Genomic DNA, 21247 nt, shown 5'->3' on the forward strand with positions numbered 1-21247 from the left:
CAGAGGTTATGCGGGTGCATAAATTATTACTTGTTTTGCTTGCCACCACTTTAGTTGGTTGCCTTGATAGCAAAGAAGAAATCATAGAAGAAAAAAACCAAGGCTTAGTTTATTGCGCTGAAGCTAACCCTGTGTCGTTTAATCCGCAAGTAACGACCACCGGTTCAACTATTGATATAATTGCTAACCAATTATATGACCGTTTAATTAGCATTGACCCTGTTACGGCAGAGTTTCAAAGTGAATTAGCAACCGATTGGAAAATTAGTAAAGATGGTAAATCGGTTACCTTTACCTTGCGTAAAGATGTAAAGTTTCATACAACTTCTTATTTTACGCCGTCGCGTGATTTTAACGCCGACGACGTTATATTCACCTTTAGCCGATTATTCGATGTATACAATCCATACCACTTTGTGGGCGATGCCAATTACCCGTATTTTCAAAGTGTGGGGATTGATCAACTCATTCGTAAAATTGTGCGCGTGTCTGACTACCAAGTGCGCTTTGAGTTATTTAATCCTGAAAGTAGCTTTTTAGCTAATATGGCTACCGACTTTGCTGTGGTACTTTCAGAAGAATACGCCATGGAACTTAAGAAAAACAAGCAAGAAAACTTGTTTGATCAGTATCCTATTGGCACCGGCCCGTATATTTATAAAGAATACCGTCGAGATCACCTTGTACGCTTTTACCGTAATCCACTTTATTGGAAGCACGACGTTGTCCTTGAACAATTAGTTTACGATATAACGCCTAACGGCACTACGCGCATAGCAAAAATGCTGACTAAAGAGTGCGATGTAACGGCTCATCCAAGTAGTGCGCAATTGAGTATTTTAGCGCAACGTGATGATATAAATATTGAAAAAGAAACAAATTTAAACATAGGGTATTGGGCATTTAATACAGAACGTGCCCCGTTCGACGACTTGCGCGTGCGCCAAGCACTCGCGCATGCAATAGATGTAGATAAAATAATGCAAGCGGTTTATTACGGTAACGGTACTCGCGCACAATCTATTTTACCGCCAACCTCTTGGGCGTTTGAGCCGCAAGAAGATATACCTACATTTGATCCAGAACTCGCTAAAAAGTTACTAATTGAAGCAGGCTTGCCTGATGGCTTTGATATGACAATATGGGCAATGCCTGTAAGTCGTATTTATAACCCCAACGCACGTAAAATGGCTGAGCTTATGCAAAGTGATTTACGCAAAGTGGGCGTTAATGTAAGCATTGTAGAATATGAGTGGAATACGTTTATTCAACGTATTGGCGAGCACAGGCACGACAGTGTATTACTTGGTTGGGCCGCAGATACACCCGATCCTGATAACTTTTTTAGCCCACTGTTGAGCTGTACCGCTACTTTTAGTGGTAAAAATCCAGCAAACTGGTGTAATCCTCAATTTGATCTATTGCTTACTCAAGCACTCGATACGACTGATTTAAACAAACGTAAAAAATACTATGAAGACGCACAAAGCTTAATTATTCAAGAGCTGCCGTTATTACCTATTGCTCATGGCCTGCGTTTTCAAGCAAGTAGCGCCGATGTGGAAGGCATAACACTTGGCCCATTTGGCGCTATTTCGCTTGCCAATGCGAGGAAAAAATAATGATCTTAGATTATATTTTACGTCGCCTTGGTTTGTTCTTTTTTATGATACTGATGCTCAGCGTATTTACATTTTCACTGGCGTATTTATTTCCCGGTGATCCGCTAAGTAATTTAAGTGGCATACCAAGTAGTAACTTTGCACAGCATAGTGAGCTTGAAGACAAATATTTATATAACAGCAATTACTTTATGCAATACATTGCCTTCCTGGGGCGAATATTCCAAGGTGATTGGGGGCTTTCGTTTGCCTCTGGTAACAGTGTATTTAGCCATATTGTTGATTTGCTACCGGCTACTTTAGAACTAAGCGTGTACGCATTAATAGTATCGGTTGTTATTGGTGTACCTACTGGTATTTTAGGCTCTGGCTATCATAAACGTTGGCCCGATAAACTTATAAACTCGACCACTATGGTGGGCTATTCAATGCCTGTATTTTGGCTCGCATTGTTATTAATAATGGTTTTTTCGTTAAAGCTTGGCTGGTTTCCTATGTCAGGCCGAATGGGGCTCCTTTATGAGATACCCGCAAATACTGGGTTTATTTTAATTGATATTGCACTGGCTGGTTTTCCATATAAAGGAATGGCCTTTATTGATGCGCTACGCCATTTAACGCTCCCTACTATTGTACTGGCCATGTATCCGACCACTGTATTAGTGCGCTTTACTCGCGAGTCTATGCTTAAGGTAATGGATCAAAACTTTATTAAAACAGCTAGGGCAAAAGGCCTTAATCGCCGCCAACTTATCATGCACCATGCACTGCGTAATGCATTACTGCCGGTAATTAAGCAAATTGGTTTGCAATTTAGTACGCTAATAACGCTTGCGATGATTACCGAAGTTATTTTTTCTTGGCCGGGTATTGGCCGGTGGTTAATCGATAGTATTTATCAGCGTGACTTTCCAGCAATTCAAGGCGGATTAATGGCAGTATCTTTATTTGTTATTTTAGCCTCTATTACAGCTGAACTTACTTACACTTTATTCGATCCACTCTCGCGGAATCAGGCCCATGGCAAAGTTTAATTTATTTTCTGAAGAGTCGAATAAATCGCCACTTGCGCGATTTTGGCGAAAGTTTAAAAATAACCACCCTGCTTTGGTTGGTTTATGGATATTTATGGCGTTTGCATTATTGGCCGCCACAGCTCCTTTTTTAGCCCCTTATGGTGTAAACCAACAGCATAGTGATGCACTACTTATTCCACCATCGTGGCGAGAAATGGGCGATGTACGCTTTATTTTAGGCACCGATGATTTAGGCCGTGACGTGCTCTCGCGCTTAATGAATGGTGCTACGTATACGTTTGGGCTTTCTGTTGTAGCCGCCCTGATCACAACTATTTTTGGTGTATTAGTGGGTACTTTTGCAGGAATTAGCAAAGGACTTCGTTCAAGCTTTTTAAATCACTTACTTGATATAACCCTTTCTATTCCTTCTTTGTTATTAGCAATAATAATAATTGCCATACTCGGCCCGGGTTTAATGAATACCGTATGGGCAATTATTTTAGCGTTACTGCCGCAATTTATTCACTCAGTGCGTAACCTGATTGTTGATGAATTAAGTAAAGATTACATTACCGCGTTTAGGCTCGATGGTGCGTCTAATTGGCATATTATATCGCGTGGTATTTTCCCTAATATTTATGAGCATATTGTGGTTATATTCACGATGGCGCTTTCTACCGCTATATTAGATATTTCAGCACTGGGGTTTTTAAAATTAGGAGCTCAGCCACCGACGACCGAATGGGGCGCAATATTAGCCGAAAACTTAGGCCTTATTTATTTAGCACCTTGGACTGTAGCGCTACCTGGTGTACTGTTATTTTTAGCCGTGTTATCTACTAATTTAGTAGGCGATGGCCTGCGACAAGTGCTAAAAGCACGTAAGGCTGATTAAATGCAATTACTCGATGTTCGTAACTTAACAATTGAACTACGTACCTCTGAAACTGTAATTAGAGCCGTAGACAGAGTGAGCTTTAGCTTAAAAGAAGGCGAAGTACATGCGCTTGTGGGCGAATCGGGCTCTGGTAAAAGCCTAATAGCAAAAGCGATTATTGGTGTATTAAACGAACGCTGGGATATTACGGCCGACCGTATTCATTGGCGCGGCGTAGACTTAATGCGTTTAAGCCCAGAAAAACGCCGTAAGATAGTAAGCCAAGATATAGCGATGATTTATCAAGATCCAAGTCGCTGTCTTGATCCGACCGCTAAAATATTTGATCAAATTGCTGAAACACTCCCAGAGGTCGCAACTAAAGGTTTCTTTTTAAAACGCAACCGCGAGAGAAAAGACAGAGTAAAAGCGCTTATTCATAAAGTGGGTATTAAAAACCACGAAGCGGTACTAAGTAGCTACCCTCACGAGCTCTCAGAAGGCGTATGCCAAAAAGTAATGATTGCAATGGCCATTGCCCGCACTCCAAAGCTATTGATAGCTGATGAGCCAACTACAGCGCTTGAGAGCACAACTCGCGCACAAGTATTTAGGTTATTAAAAAGCTTAAACCAACTTAAAAATATGTCTATTTTAATGATCTCTCATGAGCTTGAAGAGATTGCACATTGGTCGCATGGCATTCATGTTTTATATTGCGGGCAAATGGTTGAAGCAGGCCCAACCCATGAAATATTTAAACAGCCTCGCCATCCTTACACTCAAGCATTATTAAAAAGCTTGCCAGACTACGAACAAGGTTTAGCGCATAAAGAACCTTTTTATGCACTTAAAGGGACTATCCCTACTCTGCAACATTTACCTATTGGCTGTCGCCTCGGGCCGCGTTGCCCGCAAGCACAAAAAGCCTGCGTGGTAACGCCAGCCCTTACTAAGCATCATGGTCATAGTTATGCGTGCCACTTTCCGTTAATTAAGGACATGAAATAATGCAGCCGCTGCTAAAAGTACAAGCACTATCAAAAACATTCAATGTGCGAGCGGGGCTTTTTTCACGTAAAAAGTTTGAAGTACTTAAAAATATTTCGTTTTGTGTTGGTAAAGGCGAAAGTATTGCCATAATTGGTGAAACAGGTGCAGGTAAAAGTACATTAGCAAAACTACTTTCAGGAGCTGATACTGCTGATAGCGGGCAAATTTTACTCGAAAATAATATTATTGAAGATAATGGCGTACGCGATAATCAATGTCGGGATATTCGTATGATTTTTCAAGACTCAGCTGCATCGCTCAACCCAGGGCTAACCATAGGTGAAATGCTTGATGATTGCCTGCAATATAATACAGAGCTTGATGCCAGCGAACGAGCTGAAAAGATTGATGCAACGCTTTCAAAAGTGGGTCTATTAATTGATCATAAACACTACTACCCGCATATGTTTAGTGTGGGGCAACTACAGCGTGTGGCGTTTTCTCGTGCATTAATTTTAGATCCTAAGGTGATTGTGCTCGACGAAGCTGTTTCGTCTTTAGACCCTTCTATACGTGCGCAAATAGTGAATTTATTACTTAAGCTACAGCGCGACACTGGCCTTACGTATGTGATGATCACCCACCATTTAAGCCTAGTGCGCCACATCAGTGATTATGTGGTTGTACTCGACAAAGGCGAAGTGGTTGAATACGGCCCTACTGAAGATGTTTTTCAAAACCCCCAATCAAAAGTAACGCAGCGATTACTGAGCTGCTAAAAGCAGCTTTCTAATCACCAAACTCGACTTCTTTGCAATGTAACCTCGTTTATGAAGGTCTTTGTTAAATGCGCAATTTAACAACTAAAACCATAAAGAGGATCTATGCTAAAAAAAACATTACTCACAGGCATTTCATCATTAGCTTTATTGCTGCTATCAACAACTTCAATAGCTGACGAAAACTCTGCCCCTAAAAGTTGGGTTGGTGGCATTGATCATTTAGGTTTAACCGTATCAAACTTAAATGCATCCAAAGCATTTTTTACTGATGTACTTGGTTTTAAAACGCTAGGAAATGACCCTGCCTATCCCGCTTATTTTTTATCAAACAATAAAATAACCATTACATTATGGCGCGTAAAAAATGATGAAAAACGTGTGGAGTTTAATCGAGCAGAAAATGTGGGCTTACACCATTTAGCACTCAGTGTTGAAAGTATCAAAAAGTTAAGCGAGCTACATACACACTTAAAAATGCAAAATAATATTATCATAGAGTTTGCACCAGAAAACTTAGGTAAAGGTCCAACCCAACATATGATGATAAGAGAGCCTAGCGGCAATCGGATTGAGTTTATTGCCAGAGGTAATTAATACCAATCCGCAATAATGCTTAATTAAGCGAATTGGTAATATATCAACTTTGCTCAAGACAATAAAAAAGGCGCTTTAAAAGCGCCTTTCTTTATGAGCTAAAATTAATTATTCAACAGTTTGTGTAGCCGTTGGTAAGTTAAGTTCAGCATTTGCTTTCAGCGCTTCAATAAACACCATGTAGTTTTTATTAGCTTGCGCCATAGTAATGCTTTGTTTTGCTTGAGGATCAATATTAGCTGCAACTTGTGCATCTGTTACCGATTTAAGCGCAACAATTGCTGCATCACCATTATTTAAATTAACAAGCTCAACTACCGCAGAATCTGCTGGGTGAGCCATTTTGAATGCTTGAGTCACAATAGCAGGTGAAACAGTATAGCTTTGACGTGTTAACTGCGCTTCTTGACGAACAGTTAAGCTTTGCTCGCTCGCTACATCATTTAAGCTCTTACCTGCTTGTACTTCTGCAAATAAGCTACGCGCTTTTTCTTTAGCAAGCTCTGATGATTTTTCATTAACTAAACGCGCTTTAATTTGCTCGCTTACTTCATCCAGCGGTTTAGTAGCAGCAGCTTTATGCTCGTTAATACGAACAATAATTGCATGCTCCTCACCAAGCTCAATAACTTCAGAGTTTACTTTATCTTCAAGTAAATCAACTGATGTTAGTGCTGTTACAACTGCAGGGCTGTTTAACGGCTCCGGAAGAGCATTAAGTGCTAAAAGAGGCGTAGATTTAACTTCCACTTCAGCAACTTCTGCAGCATCGTCTAAGCGGTCTGAAATTTCAAATGCAAGTGCACCCATTTCAGTTTGCTTTTCGTAAAATGCATCTACTTTTTCAGCTTGTTCTAGTTCAGCACGTAAGTCAGCTTTAACATCGTCATACGCTTTAACTTGTTGTGGTTGAATGTCTGTGAGTTTAATTATGTGATAACCAAACTCAGAAGCAACAACCTCAGAAATGTCACCTTTGTTTTGAAGTGCGAAAGTCGCATCTTCAAATGCAGGGTCCATTACATCACGTTCTATCCATTCAAGATCGCCGCCCATTTCGCCACTAACGATATCGTCAGATGATGATTCTGCTAACTCAGCAAAGTCTGCACCTTGTTCTAGTTGTGCATGAAGTGCATTGGCTTTTTCTTTTGCTGCGTCATCGTCTTCACTGTTATCAATTAAGATATGTGATACGCGACGCTTTTCTGGCTCAACGTATTGTGCTTTATTTTGCTCGTAATACGCTTTAACGTCATCCTCGGTTACCGATTCAACATTAATATCTGATGCTTTAAGCTCAATATAACTTACTGAGATAAGCTCTGGAGATAAAAATTGTGATGCGTTTAGCTCGTAGTAATCAGACACTTCTTGCTCTGATACTTCTACGTTCGCGGCAAGCGCTTCTTTATTAATAACTAAGTAATCAATACTACGAGTTTGCTGCTGCAGAGCGATTGCGCTTTTAAGCTCGCTCTCTAGTGCAAAGTCTGTACCTGCAACAGCAGATACTACCTGACTACGTGTCATATCTTTACGTAAGTATTCACGAAAAGCATCTGGTTGAAAGTTCATTTGACGAATTACTTGTAAGTAACGATCGTTATTAAACTTTTCACCAATTTGAAAGTACGGTAGTTCTAAAATTGTTTTACGTACACTTTCGTCGCTTACGCGAAGGCCTAAATCAGCCGCTAGCTGTGATTGCAATTCTTGTTGTACTAAGCGGTCAACTACACCTTGGCGAATTTGCGCCATGTAATTTGGATCAGCGGCAATTTGTGTAAAGTATTCACCAAATTGTTGCTCTAAACGGCTTCGTTCATTTTGGTAAGCACGGTTAAAATCGGTTTGACTAATTTTAATTCCATTTACTTCAGCAACGGGTTGTTCTGTGGTTTGACCTAAGTAACTACCGATCCCTGCTAAGGCAAAAGATAAAATCACCGCGCCTAAAATTATTTTGGCTACAGGTCCTTGCGAACCTTCTCTGATTTTCTCAAGCATTTGTTTATCTCTTTTTGATCAAGGTATTTTACCTTGTCACATGTAAAAAAAGCGTATCTTACCAGATACGCTTTTTCACTTGAAGTAACTGGCGGTAAAGTTACTTAATTCATCTGTTGTGGTGAATCAGTAACTTTACACTCGCCATAACTAATGTGTTTAAAACAGTGATTAGTTTACTGCGTCTTTAAGCGCTTTACCGGCTTTAAAAGCAGGAATAGTTGCAGCAGCAATTTGGATTGTTTCACCAGTTTGCGGGTTACGGCCTGAACGTGCAGCACGGTCACGTACTGAGAAAGTACCGAAACCAACAAGTGCAACTGAGTCGCCTTCTTTTAGCGCGCCAGATACAGATTCGATGAATGAATCTAGTGCACGACCTGCAGCCGCTTTAGAAATGTCAGCATCAGCTGCGATTTGATCGATTAATTGAGATTTATTCACAATATCATCCTCTTTCATTGTTATTATCAAGAGCGACGGTTTTTTAAACTAACATCACTTTTTTGAAAATTGTAGAGCAAATTTTTAATGCTCACATGATTATATTTTTCTTAAGCCTACGCCCCATAAGGGCTAGGCTTGAAAACCAGTGCTTAACTTATCATACCGTTTAGATTTGAAAAGCCCTAAAAAGCACTTTTTTTAGCTTTTTTCTTGGTTTTTAGGTGTTTCGACCGAAAAACTCTCAACAGGATGCACTAAAGCAAGCTTTAACACCTCGTCAATCCAAGTAACTGGGTGAATATCAAGACCTGCCAGCACGTTCTCTGGGATCTCTTTTAAGTCACGTTCGTTAATTTTTGGAATGATGACTGTTTTAATTCCACCACGATGCGCTGCTAATAATTTCTCTTTTAAGCCACCAATAGGAAGTACTTCACCACGTAGCGTAATTTCACCGGTCATTGCAACATCTGCTCGTACAGGGTTACCCGTTAAGCTAGATACAAGACCTGTTACCATTGCTGCACCCGCACTTGGGCCATCTTTTGGTGTTGCGCCTTCAGGTACGTGTACGTGAATATCACGTTTTTCGTAAAAGTCGCTATTTATGCGGAATGTATCTGCACGATTACGTACTACCGTCATAGCCGCTTGAATCGACTCTTGCATTACATCGCCCAGTGAACCGGTATAAGTTAACTTGCCTTTACCTGGTACAGCCGCACATTCGATTGTTAGCAAATCACCGCCAACTTCTGTCCATGCTAAGCCTGTAACTTGACCAATACGGTCACCGTCTTCAGCTTTACCATAATCAAAGCGTTGCACACCTAAAAAGTCTTCTAGGTTATCTTGATTGATAGTCACTGTTTTAGTGTCTTTTTCAAGTAAGATATTTTTAACGGCTTTACGACATAGTTTTGAAATTTCGCGCTCGAGGTTACGTACACCCGCTTCACGTGTGTAATAACGAATAATGCCAATAATTGCACTATCCTCTATTTCAATTTCAGACTCTTTTAAGCCGTTACGTTTTACTTGTTTAGTAATTAAGTGCTCTTTTGCAATGTTTAGCTTTTCATCTTCGGTGTAACCCGATAAGCGAATAACTTCCATACGATCCAGTAATGGGCCAGGAATGTTAAAGCTGTTTGATGTTGCTACAAACATAACATCAGATAAATCGTAATCTACTTCAAGATAATGATCAGCAAAATGGCTGTTTTGCTCTGGATCAAGCACTTCTAATAGAGCTGATGCTGGGTCTCCACGCATGTCAGCTGACATTTTATCAATTTCATCTAACAAGAATAATGGATTTTTAACGCCCACTTTTGTCATGTTTTGAATTAACTTACCTGGCATTGAACCGATATATGTACGGCGATGACCACGAATTTCAGCTTCATCACGTACGCCGCCTAATGCCATACGCACATACTTACGACCAGTTGAACGCGCGATAGATTGCCCTAGGGATGTTTTACCAACACCTGGTGGCCCAACTAAACATAAAATTGGCCCTTTAAGCTTATTGGTACGCTGTTGTACCGCGAGATACTCGATAATGCGCTCTTTTACTTTATCTAAGCCATGGTGATCGCTATCAAGAATTTTTTGCGCGCCTGCTAAGTCTTTTTTCACTTTAGAGCGTTTTTTCCAAGGTACGTTAATTAACGTATCAATGTATGAACGCACTACAGTGGCCTCTGCAGACATTGGCGACATCATCTTAAGCTTATTAAGCTCTGTCGTCGCTTTGTCTTGTGCTTCTGTTGGCATACCCGATTCTTCAATGCGCTTTTTAAGTGCTTCAAATTCATCAGGTACATCATCAAGCTCACCCAATTCTTTTTGAATGGCTTTCATTTGCTCATTGAGGTAATACTCGCGCTGTGACTTTTCCATCTGCTTTTTAACGCGGGTACGAATTTTTTTCTCAACTTGCAGTAAGTCTATTTCGCCTTCCATTAATGCCATTAAATATTCAAGACGTTCTGTCACGTTTGAAATTTCTAGCACTTTTTGTTTTTCAGGTACTTTTAATGGCATATGGGCAGCCATTGTATCAGCAAGGCGCGCTGGCTCATCAATACCTGAAACTGAAGTTAGTACTTCAGGAGGAATTTTTTTATTTAGCTTTACATAGCCTTCAAACTGGCTAATTGCGCTACGAATAAAAATTTCTTGTTCTTTCTCGTCTACCGAATCAGATTCAATAAATTGAGCATTAGCTACAAAAAAGTCTTCGTTATCTACAAATTCTTCGATTTGTGCGCGCTGTGTACCTTCTACTAAAACTTTAACTGTACCGTCCGGTAATTTTAATAACTGAAGTACAGTGGCAATAGTGCCGATACGATAAATATCATCTTGCTCAGGTTCATCTACAGTTGCATCTTTTTGTGCAACCAAGAAAATTTGTTTGTCTTTGTCCATTGCCGCTTCTAGGCATTTTATTGATTTTTCACGGCCTACAAAAAGCGGGATCACCATGTGCGGATATACCACAACATCGCGCAGTGCAAGGACTGGGATTTCGACTCGGTCGGTTCTCTCAAGCGTCATTATAGTTTCTCTTCGCACTTAATTTATTTTAAAGATTACTCAAGTATATGGGGATAACCTAATTAAAGTTCAACAATTTTCCCTTACTCGATTAAATTAATTATAAAAAAAGGAGCCTAAGGCTCCTTTTTTCACTCAAATAGCTTAAAAACTATTCTGATGCAGCTTTATCTTGTTTATTATTTTCATAAATCAAGATTGGGTCTGACTCACCTTTAATAACGGTTTCATCAATAACCACTTTGCTTACGTCATCCATTGAAGGAAGTTCGTACATAGTATCAAGCAACACACCTTCAACGATTGAACGAAGACCACGTGCACCTGTTTTACGCTCCATTGCTTTGTGAGCAATTGCAGCTAAGGCATCATCACGGAACTCAAGTTCAACGTCTTCCATACCAAACAATACTGAAAACTGTTTAGTAATCGCGTTTTTAGGTTCACTTAATATTTGCACAAGAGCAGCTTCGTCAAGTTCTGTTAACGTAGCAACTACCGGCAAACGACCTATAAACTCAGGAATTAAGCCGTATTTAACTAAATCTTCTGGTTCTACGTCTTTAAATGTTTCACTTAAAGAACGACTCGCCGCAGACTCTTTTACGCTAACGCCAAAACCGATACCGGTATTTTTGTGGCTACGTTGCTCAATTACTTTATCTAAACCTGAAAATGCGCCACCACAAATAAACAAGATTTTAGAAGTATCTACTTGTAAAAACTCTTGTTGTGGATGTTTACGACCACCTTGCGGTGGAACAGAAGCAACTGTGCCTTCAATTAGTTTAAGTAGCGCCTGTTGAACGCCCTCGCCCGATACATCACGCGTAATTGACGGGTTATCTGATTTACGAGAAATTTTGTCAATTTCATCAATGTAAACAATGCCACGTTGCGCTTTTTCAACATCGTAATCGCACTTTTGTAAAAGCTTTTGAATGATGTTTTCAACATCTTCACCTACATAGCCTGCTTCGGTTAATGTAGTGGCATCGGCCATAGTAAACGGCACATCAAGTAGACGCGCTAACGTTTCTGCAAGTAATGTTTTACCACTACCTGTTGGACCGATAAGCAAAATATTACTTTTACTTAATTCAATGTCTTGCTTAGTCGATTGGTTACGTAGGCGTTTATAATGGTTATAAACGGCAACAGACAATACTTTTTTAGCATGATCTTGACCAATAACATAATCGTCTAAGTGTTTACGAATTTCTTTTGGTACAGGTAGTTTGTCAGACGTATCATGCTTAGGAGCAATGTCTTTGATCTCTTCCCTGATAATATCGTTACACAACTCTACACATTCATCACAAACGTATACTGAAGGGCCTGCAATTAATTTACGCACTTCATGTTGGCTTTTGCCACAAAAAGAGCAGTATAACAATTTATTACTTTTGTCGCCGTCTGTAGGAGTGTCAGACATTCAGCTACCTCATTTTATTACGTTGGCCACCAAAACTGTTGGCGGCTATTTCAATACGCTTTAACTATACCAAAATTTATTAGTTTTCGCATAGTAACTCAAAGTGGCAAACAGGCAATCCTGCTCACCAAGCGCTTACTTTTTATCGCGATTTGTAAAAACTGAGTCTACCAAGCCGTAATCTACAGCTTGCGTGGCACTCATAAAGTTATCACGATCTGTGTCTTTAGAGATAATATCCAATGGTTGGCCTGTATGCTCAGCCATTAAGCGATTAAGCTTAGCTTTAATAGACAGAATTTCTTTAGCGTGTATTTCAAAGTCAGATGCTTGACCTTGGAAACCACCTAATGGTTGGTGAATCATCACACGAGAGTTTGGTAAACAAAAACGTTTACCTTTAGCGCCAGCAGTAAGTAAAAAAGCACCCATGCTTGCAGCTTGACCTACACATATTGTACTTACATCTGGTTTGATGAAGTTCATTGTGTCGTAAATAGCCATACCCGCAGTTACTGAACCACCTGGTGAGTTAATGTATAAAAAGATATCTTTATCAGGATTTTCTGATTCTAAAAATAGCATTTGCGCTAAAATCAGATTTGCCATGTTGTCTTCAACTTGACCTGTTAAAAAGATAATACGCTCTTTTAATAATCTCGAATAAATATCATACGAGCGCTCGCCTTTTGGTGTTTGTTCAACAACCATTGGGACCAATGCATTTAGGGGATCTGTAATACCAGTATTCATACTTATTTAATTCCTTATGCGCTTATACTTATCCTTATTATAAGGAAGCATAGTTATCGTTTTTCGCAAATTTAGAGCCAAAAACTAAAATGGCCCGGGCACGCTGTATAAACAGAGTAGCACGAGCCATTTAATCGTTAGCGAGAGCTTAAGTCAATGACTTATTAAGCACCTTGCTGTGGATTCATGATGTCATCAAATGCTTTTTCAACATCAGTAACAACTGCTTTAGCTAAAATAGCTTCAACAGCTTGCTCTTCCATTGCTACATTACGCATTTGCTGCATAAGTTGATCATTACCTTTGTAGTATTCTACTACTTCAGTTGGATCTTCGTATGCAGAAGCTACCGTTGCAATTAATGCTTCAACTTTAGCGTCATCAACTTTAATCTCGTTAGCTTTAATCACTTCACCTAATAAAAGGCCAGTTTTAACACGTGTTACAGCTTGCTCGTGGAACAATTCAGCTGGAAGCTCTGGCATGTTTTGAGCGTCGCCGCCAAAACGTTGAGCTGCTTGCTGACGTAGAGCATCAACTTCTTGATCAACTAGTGCTTTAGGCACTTCGATTTCGTTGTTAGCTAAAAGACCTTTGATTGCTTGGTCTTTAACGCTTGCTTTAACCGCTTGGTCTAGCTCACGTGTCATGTTCTTTTTAACTTCTTCTTTAAGCGCGTCTACGCCGCCTTCGGTAACACCGAATTTAGTTGCAAACTCTTCGCTTAATTCTGGTAATTCTTGCGCTTCAACTTTTTTCACTGTGATAGTGAATTGAGCCGCTTTACCTTTTAAGTTTTCAGCGTGGTAATCATCAGGGAAAGTTACATCAGCAACTACTTCTTCGCCTGCTTTTTTACCTACGATGTTATCTTCAAAACCTGGGATCATACGACCTTGACCAAGTTCTAATGGGAAGTCTTCAGCTTTGCCGCCTTCAAATACTTCACCGTCGATAGTACCTACGAAATCAACTGTTACACGGTCGTTTTCGCCAGCAGCTGTATCAACATCAGCCCACTCAGCGTGTTGCTTACGAAGTGTTTCTAGCATGTTAGCTAAATCTTCGTCAGTTACTGTTACCGCTGGTTTCTCAACAGTAATTTTATCTAAACCTTGAACTTCAACTTCAGGGTAAACTTCAAACGTTGCTGAGAACTCTAAATCTTTACCTGCTTCAAGTGATTTAGGTGCGAATGTAGGCGCGCCAGCTGGATTGATTTTTTCAGAAACGATTGCTTCGTAAAAATTACGTTGCATTACTTCGCCAGCAACTTCTTGACGAACTGCAGGGCCAAAACGCTTGTTAATTACAGATACTGGAACTTTACCAGCACGGAAACCATCTATACGCTGTGTTTTTGACAGTTGTTGTAGGCGTTTTTTTACTTCGGTCTCAACGTTCTCTGAAGGAACGGTGATAGTTATACGGCGCTCAAGGCCTTGGGTCGTCTCAACAGAAACTTGCATGATTTACCTCAATATTCAATTTTGGCGACTGTTCGCCTTCCTTTACAAACAAAGTGATCTGCATGAGTCTTGATAAAGTTTAAGCGGTTTTTCACACTTAAAAACATCCGTCGCTACCATGAGATACCATTGCTGCTTTGCCCTTCGGGCACTATGTTAAACAATAGACGCGGCATTATAACCTAATATTTATGATAGTCGAGTATAGGGGGCAATTATTTGGACTAGATAAGGGACTATAGAGACTAACTGAATAAAAAACAGGCTAACTGAGCATTGAATAGAATAAAATACAAATTATTTAATAGAATTAAAGGCTAACGAATTTAGATTTATAACTTAGAGGAGTTTATTTATTATTCTTATTAGATAAGAAAATGGTCGGCGATGCAGGATTTGAACCTGCGACCCCTTGGACCCAAACCAAGTGCGCTACCAAACTGCGCTAATCGCCGACATTGAAGAGTTAACTTCTTTTTTCATACTGAACACTTAAACTGAGAGTTTAAGACCATTTTAAGAAAATGGTCGGCGATGCAGGATTTGAACCTGCGACCCCTTGGACCCAAACCAAGTGCGCTACCAAACTGCGCTAATCGCCGATATTCGTTGTAAATGGGGTGACTGATGGGGCTCGAACCCACGACAACCGGAATCACAATCCGGGGCTCTACCAACTGAGCTACAATCACCGCTATATTTACATGTTTTCAAATGGTGCACCCAGAAGGATTCGAACCTTCGACCCACGCCTTAGAAGGGCGTTGCTCTATCCAGCTGAGCTATGGGCGCATCGAAAACTTCATAGTTTACCAATAAGCTATTCGATTATAATAAATTATAAAGATGGTCGGCGATGCAGGATTTGAACCTGCGACCCCTTGGACCCAAACCAAGTGCGCTACCAAACTGCGCTAATCGCCGAAACTTATTATTGTTAGCGAGTGACCTCGTTGACAACGGGGTGCATAATAGTGATTTGACGGGGTTAGGTCAAACGTTTTTTTAATAAAACCAATCAAGTGCTCATTTTTAGTGCACAATGGTTAAATATTACAATAGTCGGCTGAAATTTAAACTATTTAACAACTCAAATGTTATATACATTAAAAGCAACTTGGCGCTGCTATGCTTTTCTGCGAAAATAGTAGGCACATTATAAAACGAGTTATATAAAGAGTATGTTTTCTTTATTAGCATTTTTACCCCTATTTTATTATGCACTCGTTTTTAGAGTATCGGTATCTAGTTAATTAACCCCAATTAAAGGTCACCCATGACGGCAAACATCATTGATGGTAAGGCAATCGCAAAACAAGTACGTAGCGCTGTAGCAGAACGCGTAAGTGAACGTGTAGTAAATGGTTTACGTGCACCAGGACTTGCAGTAGTGCTCGTTGGACTTGATCCAGCAAGCCAAGTTTATGTTGGTTCAAAACGTAAAGCCTGTGAAGAAGTTGGCTTTATCTCTAAATCATTTGATTTACCAGCAGACACACAAGAGCAAACTCTTTTAGATTTAATTGACGAGCTAAATAATGATGCCGAAGTTGATGGGATTTTAGTGCAGTTACCACTGCCAAAAGGCCTTGATGCTGAAAAGATTTTAGAACGTATTACCCCACATAAAGATGTTGATGGATTTCATCCATATAACATTGGTCGGTTAGCACAGCGTATGCCTGCTCTTCGCCCATGCACGCCTAAAGGTATTATTACATTACTTGATTCAACGGGTGTACGTTATAAAGGGATGCATGCCGTGGTAGTTGGCGCGTCAAATATTGTTGGTCGTCCAATGTCGTTAGAGCTTTTATTAGCCGGTTGTACTACCACAGTGTGCCATAAGTTTACTCAAGACTTAGAAACGCATGTTCGCCGCGCTGACTTATTAGTTGTGGCTGTAGGTAAACCTGAATTTATACCTGGAGATTGGATAAAAGAAGGCGCTATCGTTATCGATGTAGGCATTAACCGCTTAGATACGGGTAAATTAGTCGGTGATGTTCAATACAGTGTGGCTGAACAAAAAGCGCATTTTATTACACCCGTACCGGGTGGCGTTGGCCCGATGACGGTCGCTAGCTTAATTGAAAACACACTTGAAGCATGTGAGAAATATCACAGCTAAGCAGTTAAAAAATCAAAAAAGGGTTGCCATTTGGCAACCCTTTTTTAGTTAAACGTGAATTACTTTGAACGTTTACGCTTTACGCCACGTTGTTTTACCGGCTGAATCTTCAAGTATTACGCCTAATGCATTAAGCGCATCACGTGCTTCATCAGCAGCAGCCCAGTTTTTACTCGCACGTGCTTCATTACGTTTCACAATTAATGCTTCAATTGTCGCAACTTCGTCGTCATCTTGCCCGCCTTGTAAAAAAGCTTCCGGTGCTTGTTGAGCAACCCCTAGCACTTCACCAAGGCTGCGCAATATAAAGGCTAATTTGCCAGCTTGGCCTGCATCAGTGTCTTTCACGCGGTTTAGTTCTTTAGCAAGTTCGAACAACACAGGTAGTGCTTCTGGTGTATTAAAGTCGTCATTCATTGCTTTTCTAAATTTAGCAACAAACTCATTGCCTTCTAAATCGCACTCTACCGGTTCTACATCACGAAGCGCTGTATAAATACGTTCAAGTGATGAACGCGCTTGGTCTAAATTTTCTTGTGAGTAATTTAGTTGGCTGCGGTAATGGCCTGAAATTAAAAAGTAACGAACAGATTCGGCATCGTATGCTTTTAAAACTTCTCGCACAGTAAAAAAGTTATCTAACGACTTAGACATTTTTTCTTTGTTTACCTGAACCATGCCAGTATGAATCCATGTATTCACATACTTGCCGTTATTTGCACAGCACGATTGCGCAATTTCGTTTTCATGATGTGGAAACTGTAAATCAGACCCCCCACCGTGAATATCAAAATGCTCGCCTAGGTGTTTTGAGCTCATTGCCGAACATTCGATATGCCAACCCGGTCGCCCTTCACCCCACGGTGATGACCATGATGGCTCACCTGCTTTAGCTTTTTTCCATAACACAAAATCAAGTGGATCGTCTTTATCTTGAGCCACTTCAACGCGAGAACCTGATTGCAACATCGTTAAATCTTGCTGAGAAAGTGCACCGTATTGCTCAAACGTTGATACATCAAACAAAACATCGCCGTCAGCTGCAACATAGGCATGGCCTTTTTCAATCAAGCGCTTAACCATAACGATAATTTCATCCATATGGCTTGTAACTGTCGGTTCAATATCTGGGCGTAGCATATTTAAACTATCAAAATCTTCATGCATTGCTTTAGTCATGCGCACAGTTAAGTCATTTATTGACTCACCATTTTCATTCGCCCGTTTAATTATTTTATCGTCGATATCTGTAATGTTTCGCACATATTTTAAATCGTAACCAATATGACGTAAGTAGCGCACAATAACGTCAAAACCTACAAAAGTACGAGCGTGTCCAATATGGCAGTAATCATAAATGGTGATACCACACACATACATGTCGATTTTTCCTTCGACCATAGGTTTAAATTGCTCTTTTTGTCGCGTGAGTGTGTTGTATATATTTACCATTTACTTTGAGTCCTTGACTATTTACTTGAACAGTTATGTTACCACTTGAAAAGCCCCTGCTCTAGCGCTTTATAACAAACCAAACATCTACTTTGTTAATCTTAGCCAACTACGATAAAATAGCGCCAATATTTAAACCGGATATAGGAAAACACATGGTTGTTCTACACACTAATTTTGGTGACATCACCATTAAAATGTTTGAGAAAGAAGCTCCAAACACAGTTAAAAACTTTTTAGAGTACGCAAATGCTGATTTTTTCAACGGCACTATCTTTCATCGCGTAATCGATGGTTTTATGGTTCAAGGCGGTGGTTTTGTTCCAGGTATGGAACAAAAAGAAGTAAACGACCCAATTCAAAATGAAGCTAATAACGGTCTGTCTAATAAAGTAGGCACTTTAGCTATGGCACGTACACCTGATCCTCATTCAGCTACAGCACAGTTTTTCATTAACGTGAACAACAACGACTTTTTAAACCATAGCAGCGAAACATCGCAAGGTTGGGGTTATTGTGTTTTTGCTGAAGTAGTAGAAGGCATGGACGTAGTAAATAAAATTAAAGTAGTTGCAACAGGTAGTACTGGTTTTCACCAAGACGTACCTCTTGATGATGTGATCATCGAAAGTGTTACTGTTAGCTAATAGCGTTTGCTTACACTATTGTGAGCACTTAAGCGGGCATCTGCCCGCTTTTATTTAATAAAAAATAGACTAACCTATGACTCGCCAAACTTACTTTATTGCAGATTTACACCTAAGCGAAAACCGCCCCGACATCAGCGCTGCATTTTTTGACTTTTTAAATACACATATACTAAATAAAGATGTAGATGCACTTTATATTTTGGGTGATTTTTTTGAAGTATGGGTTGGAGATGACTACATTACTGCTCTGAGTGCCGATGTAGCAAAACATTTAAGCGCCATTAATGATGGTGGCACACCTGTTTACTTTATCCATGGCAATCGTGATTTCATTATGCGCAAGCAGTATGCCGACATGGCCGCAATGACATTACTCGATGAACAAACAGTCATTGATTTATATGGTACGCCTACCGTAATTTTACATGGCGACGAAATGTGTACTCAAGATACTGAGTATCAAAAATTTCGTAAAAAGAGCCGTGGTTGGTGGTGGCCAAAATTGATGCTTGCAATGCCGCTTTGGTATCGTAAAAAAATAGCGCGTAATGCCCGCGAAAAAAGTAAATTAAGCCAGGCTGATAAACCTATCGAAATTTTAGACGTTGTCGATGAAGCTGTACTTGCAACCTTTGCCAAACATAACGTTACGAATATGATTCATGGTCATACTCACCGCCCTAATGTTCATACGTATAAAGTTAATGAACAAACACTTACTCGCACAGTGCTAGGTGACTGGTACACCCAAGGCTCTTATTTAGTCGTTACCCCTCAATCACAAGAATTAATTAGCACGCCTTTCGCATAATTTAAAATTCTGACTATTATTTATCTATACATTTGAATAATAGTGAGAGGTTTAATGATTAAGCTGTTAATTTTCATCGTAGTAATTGCCATTCCAACAAAAGTATTTAGCGAACAAACATGGCAAATTGTTACTGAAAACTACCCTCCCTATTTTAGCGAAAACTTGCCCAATAATGGTTGGTTATATGAAATAGCCCAATCAGCACTTAAAACACAAGGTATTAATAGCGAAGTCGAGTTTACGACATGGAATCGCGCTTTAAAGCTATTAGAAAAAAACAGAAAAACAGCTATTTTAGGTGCTTTTTATTCATTAAAAAGAAATGAAGTTTTTTACTACTCCCGTCCACTTGCAGTTGCTCACTCAGGAGTTTTTAAGCGAAAAGAAAGTATTATTAATTTCGATGGTACAGTTCAATCATTAACTCCTTATAGTATTGGTATAGAAGACAATGCCGTTGTAAGCCAAGAGTTTGCTAGAAATACGGATCTGGCAATAACGTCCACTAAAAGTCTTCCTACAAGCTTATATTTACTACAACAAGGGCGTATTGATTTAGTCGCGGGTACTAAAGAGGTTGGAAAATATTGGCTTGAAAACACTAAAACCGAAGATTCGGATGATAATAATATTGAGTATTTATCGCCAGATCTTGCTTCTCATAAACTATATTTAGTTGTCTCTAAATCAAATTATAGGGCCAAAGAATACTTACAAAAATTTAATAGAGGAATTGATATAATAATTAACAATGGTCGCATTGCTAAAATTATGAAAAAACATAATTTCAGCAATCAGAAAATAACAGAGTATATTAATTTTTTAAAAGAAAATGAGGATATTTAAACAGTAGGAATACCGCTATGAAATTTAAAATCAGTATCGGTTGTAGAAATTAACTCTTTTTCTTTTTCACCAAAAAAGTTTACGCGTTCGGTAATATCAAAATCAGCAATTTCTTGCGCTAAAGTTAAATAATCTTGGTAATGACGCGCTTCTGAACGTAACAACGAAATATAAAAATCACCTAAGCGTTTATCAACATGCGGTGCAAGCTTTGCAAAACGCTCACACGAACGCGCCTCAATATAAGCGCCTACTATTAGCTTATCGACTAATGCATCAGGCTCGAACGTTTTAACATGACGAAGCATACCTTTTGCGTAACGACATGGTGTAATACTACGATATTCAATACCGTACTCGTCCATAATTTCGAGAACTTGATAAAAATGATGTAGCTCTTCTTTTATCAGCAAAACCATTTTATCGATTAGCCCTTGCCCATATGGAGAACTCGATTTAGGAATTATGGATTTAGTTAGCTTATTTTTAGCTGCCAGATCGCGCCAATTACCTTCTCGTTTATAAATAAGCGTTTCAAACGGCTTTAGCCACTCGAGTAATGCATCACTACCCTCTTTATCTACCGCGTATTTACGTATTAAAAACATCGCACTTTGAGCTGCTTTTAATTCACAAATTAAGTGATCTATTAAAATGACTGATAAGTTTTCTTTTTTAATTGCTTGCCGCACCCACTGCTCTGGGGTGGTACACAATAAAAAGTTATTAATCGGCTCTAAAAGTTGGCTATGTGGCACGTCGACTGCTCATTACTAAATAAATTT

At 39.6% G+C, this 21247-nt stretch carries 18 protein-coding genes and 5 tRNA genes; 10 read left to right on the top strand and 13 right to left on the bottom strand.

Going from position 1 to position 21247, the window contains the following annotated elements; genetic code table 11:
• Window positions 1-14: 14 nt before the first annotated feature.
• The 6 genes from BW142_RS07600 to BW142_RS07625 all read left to right on the top strand — a co-directional run bounded on the left by BW142_RS07600 (window position 15) and on the right by BW142_RS07625 (window position 5887).
• A complete protein-coding gene (locus BW142_RS07600; protein WP_076924467.1) occupies window positions 15-1622 on the top strand; it encodes an ABC transporter substrate-binding protein in 1608 nt (535 codons plus the stop codon).
• Window positions 1622-2656, top strand: coding sequence for an ABC transporter permease (locus tag BW142_RS07605; protein ID WP_024600106.1), 1035 nt, complete (start codon window positions 1622-1624; stop codon window positions 2654-2656). Before BW142_RS07600 ends, BW142_RS07605 begins: the two co-directional genes overlap by 1 nt.
• Window positions 2643-3536 (top strand): ABC transporter permease subunit, encoded by an 894-nt coding sequence (locus BW142_RS07610; RefSeq protein ID WP_024600105.1) that lies wholly within the window; start codon window positions 2643-2645, stop codon window positions 3534-3536. Before BW142_RS07605 ends, BW142_RS07610 begins: the two co-directional genes overlap by 14 nt.
• Window positions 3537-4529, top strand: a complete 993-nt coding sequence (locus BW142_RS07615) for an oligopeptide/dipeptide ABC transporter ATP-binding protein (RefSeq protein ID WP_002958338.1) — start codon at window positions 3537-3539, stop codon at window positions 4527-4529.
• Window positions 4529-5290: an ABC transporter ATP-binding protein gene (locus BW142_RS07620; RefSeq protein ID WP_024600104.1), complete on the top strand. Its 762-nt coding sequence runs from the start codon at window positions 4529-4531 to the stop codon at window positions 5288-5290. Before BW142_RS07615 ends, BW142_RS07620 begins: the two co-directional genes overlap by 1 nt.
• A gap of 105 nt (window positions 5291-5395) precedes the next feature.
• Window positions 5396-5887 carry a VOC family protein gene (locus BW142_RS07625; RefSeq protein WP_076924468.1) on the top strand — a complete coding sequence of 164 codons (492 nt, stop codon included), beginning with the start codon at window positions 5396-5398 and terminating at the stop codon, window positions 5885-5887.
• A 108-nt stretch (window positions 5888-5995) separates the two neighbouring features.
• Here BW142_RS07625 and BW142_RS07630 read toward each other — a convergent pair whose 3' ends face one another.
• From BW142_RS07630 to BW142_RS07680, 11 genes are all read right to left on the bottom strand, one after another.
• Window positions 5996-7897, bottom strand: coding sequence for a SurA N-terminal domain-containing protein (locus tag BW142_RS07630; protein WP_076924469.1), 1902 nt, complete (start codon window positions 7895-7897; stop codon window positions 5996-5998).
• Window positions 7898-8068: 171 nt separating this feature from the next.
• Window positions 8069-8359, bottom strand: coding sequence for an HU family DNA-binding protein (locus BW142_RS07635; protein WP_157823336.1), 291 nt, complete (start codon window positions 8357-8359; stop codon window positions 8069-8071).
• 183 nt (window positions 8360-8542) lie between these two features.
• Complete coding sequence (gene lon, locus BW142_RS07640; RefSeq protein WP_076924470.1) at window positions 8543-10912, bottom strand: endopeptidase La; 2370 nt, start codon at window positions 10910-10912, stop codon at window positions 8543-8545.
• 151 nt (window positions 10913-11063) lie between these two features.
• Window positions 11064-12347 carry an ATP-dependent protease ATP-binding subunit ClpX gene (gene clpX / locus BW142_RS07645; protein ID WP_002958344.1) on the bottom strand — a complete coding sequence of 428 codons (1284 nt, stop codon included), beginning with the start codon at window positions 12345-12347 and terminating at the stop codon, window positions 11064-11066.
• Window positions 12348-12482: 135 nt separating this feature from the next.
• Window positions 12483-13100 carry an ATP-dependent Clp endopeptidase proteolytic subunit ClpP gene (clpP, locus tag BW142_RS07650; RefSeq protein ID WP_024590978.1) on the bottom strand — a complete coding sequence of 206 codons (618 nt, stop codon included), beginning with the start codon at window positions 13098-13100 and terminating at the stop codon, window positions 12483-12485.
• Window positions 13101-13264: 164 nt separating this feature from the next.
• Window positions 13265-14569 (bottom strand): trigger factor, encoded by a 1305-nt coding sequence (gene tig, locus BW142_RS07655; protein WP_024600100.1) that lies wholly within the window; start codon window positions 14567-14569, stop codon window positions 13265-13267.
• Between the two features lie 378 nt (window positions 14570-14947).
• A tRNA-Pro gene (locus BW142_RS07660) sits at window positions 14948-15024 on the bottom strand.
• Between the two features lie 70 nt (window positions 15025-15094).
• Window positions 15095-15171: transfer RNA gene (locus tag BW142_RS07665), tRNA-Pro, on the bottom strand.
• Between the two features lie 14 nt (window positions 15172-15185).
• Window positions 15186-15261 (bottom strand) — tRNA-His (locus tag BW142_RS07670).
• Between the two features lie 23 nt (window positions 15262-15284).
• Window positions 15285-15361: transfer RNA gene (locus BW142_RS07675), tRNA-Arg, on the bottom strand.
• 55 nt (window positions 15362-15416) lie between these two features.
• Window positions 15417-15493 (bottom strand) — tRNA-Pro (locus tag BW142_RS07680).
• Between the two features lie 352 nt (window positions 15494-15845).
• On the opposite strand from BW142_RS07680, the gene folD reads away from it, so the two are divergent.
• Entirely contained in the window at window positions 15846-16700 is an 855-nt protein-coding gene (gene folD, locus BW142_RS07685; protein ID WP_076924471.1) for a bifunctional methylenetetrahydrofolate dehydrogenase/methenyltetrahydrofolate cyclohydrolase FolD, read from the top strand.
• Window positions 16701-16772: 72 nt separating this feature from the next.
• On the opposite strand, the gene cysS is transcribed toward folD, so the two are convergent.
• A complete protein-coding gene (cysS, locus tag BW142_RS07690) occupies window positions 16773-18152 on the bottom strand; it encodes a cysteine--tRNA ligase (RefSeq protein WP_024600099.1) in 1380 nt (459 codons plus the stop codon).
• A gap of 155 nt (window positions 18153-18307) precedes the next feature.
• Between cysS and BW142_RS07695 the strand changes: the two genes are divergently transcribed.
• The 3 genes from BW142_RS07695 to BW142_RS07705 all read left to right on the top strand — a co-directional run bounded on the left by BW142_RS07695 (window position 18308) and on the right by BW142_RS07705 (window position 20462).
• Complete coding sequence (locus tag BW142_RS07695; protein WP_076924472.1) at window positions 18308-18799, top strand: peptidylprolyl isomerase; 492 nt, start codon at window positions 18308-18310, stop codon at window positions 18797-18799.
• 76 nt (window positions 18800-18875) lie between these two features.
• Window positions 18876-19613, top strand: a complete 738-nt coding sequence (locus BW142_RS07700) for a UDP-2,3-diacylglucosamine diphosphatase (RefSeq protein WP_024600097.1) — start codon at window positions 18876-18878, stop codon at window positions 19611-19613.
• 54 nt (window positions 19614-19667) lie between these two features.
• Entirely contained in the window at window positions 19668-20462 is a 795-nt protein-coding gene (locus tag BW142_RS07705) for a transporter substrate-binding domain-containing protein (RefSeq protein ID WP_076924473.1), read from the top strand.
• On the opposite strand, the gene miaE is transcribed toward BW142_RS07705, so the two are convergent.
• Window positions 20459-21220, bottom strand: a complete 762-nt coding sequence (gene miaE, locus BW142_RS07710) for a tRNA isopentenyl-2-thiomethyl-A-37 hydroxylase MiaE (protein WP_076924474.1) — start codon at window positions 21218-21220, stop codon at window positions 20459-20461. The genes BW142_RS07705 and miaE overlap by 4 nt on opposite strands.
• Window positions 21221-21247 lie beyond the last annotated feature (27 nt).

This window comes from Pseudoalteromonas sp. EB27 (assembly GCF_001974875.1).
GTDB lineage: Bacteria > Pseudomonadota > Gammaproteobacteria > Enterobacterales > Alteromonadaceae > Pseudoalteromonas.